The sequence below is a fragment of the Lactobacillus sp. N54.MGS-719 genome (assembly GCF_000980505.1).
In the GTDB taxonomy this organism is placed as follows: domain Bacteria; phylum Bacillota; class Bacilli; order Lactobacillales; family Lactobacillaceae; genus Lactobacillus; species Lactobacillus amylovorus.
The window spans coordinates 1-1,200 of the sequence record NZ_LARO01000115.1 but is presented as its reverse complement, the minus strand read 5'-3'; the positions used below and the strand labels follow the sequence as shown (position 1 = coordinate 1,200).

The following is a 1,200-nucleotide window of genomic DNA, read 5'->3' as shown; positions in this document are numbered from 1 at the left end:
AAGCTACCCTGGGGATAACAGGCTTATCACTCCCAAGAGTTCACATCGACGGAGTGGTTTGGCACCTCGATGTCGGCTCATCGCATCCTGGGGCTGTAGCAGGTCCCAAGGGTTGGGCTGTTCGCCCATTAAAGCGGTACGCGAGCTGGGTTCAGAACGTCGTGAGACAGTTCGGTCCCTATCCGGCGCGGGCGTAGGATATTTGAGAGGAGCTGCCCTTAGTACGAGAGGACCGGGGTGGACTGGCCTCTGGTGTATCTGTTGAGCCATCAGGCTCATGGCAGAGTAGCCAAGCCGGGACGGGATAAACGCTGAAGGCATCTAAGCGTGAAGCCCCCCTCAAGATGAGATATCCCATACGCAAGTAGTAAGACCCCTTGAAGACGACGAGGTAGATAGGGCAGAGGTGGAAGTGCAGTAATGCATGAAGCTGACTGTTACTAATCGGTCGAGGGCTTAACCAAAAGGTTATGGTTAAGGATAGGTAAGAGAAAGTTATTTCCTGAAGGATGAAAGATAGAAGTAGAAGAAATTCAGTGTGCAGTTTTGAAGGTATATACCTTTTGGCCCGGTGGCTCAGCTGGTTAGAGCGCCGCCCTGTCACGGCGGAGGTCGTGGGTTCGAACCCCATCCGGGTCGTTTAGATACGACTATTTCAATTCTTTGAAAAATGAATATGGACTGGTGCAGTATCGTAGATGGGGTCTTAGCTCAGCTGGGAGAGCATCTGCCTTACAAGCAGAGGGTCACAGGTTCGAGCCCTGTAGGCCCCATTGTTACCAATGTTTTATGCCGATGTGGCTCAATTGGCAGAGCAGCTGATTTGTAATCAGCAGGTTATCGGTTCGAGTCCGATCATCGGCTTTTTAAAATGGATGGGTTCCCGAGTGGCCAAAGGGGGCAGACTGTAAATCTGTTGCGTCTCGCTTCGGTGGTTCGAATCCACCTCCATCCATTATTATTTTTACAATAATGGTTGTATTTTTCCAGAAATTGTATATAATAATAGAGTAAGAATTAGCGCGGGGTGGAGCAGTCTGGAAGCTCGTCGGGCTCATAACCCGAAGGTCGCAGGTTCAAATCCTGCCCCCGCAATTTTTTTATGCAATGAGAAGTGCACAGATAAAAATATAGAAGTTAAAAACATGCTTGCATGTTTTTTAACAGATATATTTTTAGATGTATACGGCGAATGCCGTA

Annotated in this window: 5 tRNA genes and 1 rRNA gene; all 6 read left to right on the top strand. The window is 48.7% G+C overall.

The features are described from left to right. A 23S ribosomal RNA gene (locus WS44_RS09455) occupies nucleotides 1-464 on the top strand; the annotation flags it as partial. Between the two features lie 101 nt (nucleotides 465-565). Next, nucleotides 566-639, top strand: a tRNA-Asp gene (locus WS44_RS09450). A gap of 61 nt (nucleotides 640-700) precedes the next feature. Beyond that, nucleotides 701-773 (top strand) — tRNA-Val (locus tag WS44_RS09445). An 18-nt stretch (nucleotides 774-791) separates the two neighbouring features. Continuing rightward, nucleotides 792-864, top strand: a tRNA-Thr gene (locus WS44_RS09440). A 9-nt stretch (nucleotides 865-873) separates the two neighbouring features. Next, nucleotides 874-955, top strand: a tRNA-Tyr gene (locus WS44_RS09435). Between the two features lie 66 nt (nucleotides 956-1,021). Continuing rightward, nucleotides 1,022-1,095 (top strand) — tRNA-Met (locus tag WS44_RS09430). Nucleotides 1,096-1,200 lie beyond the last annotated feature (105 nt).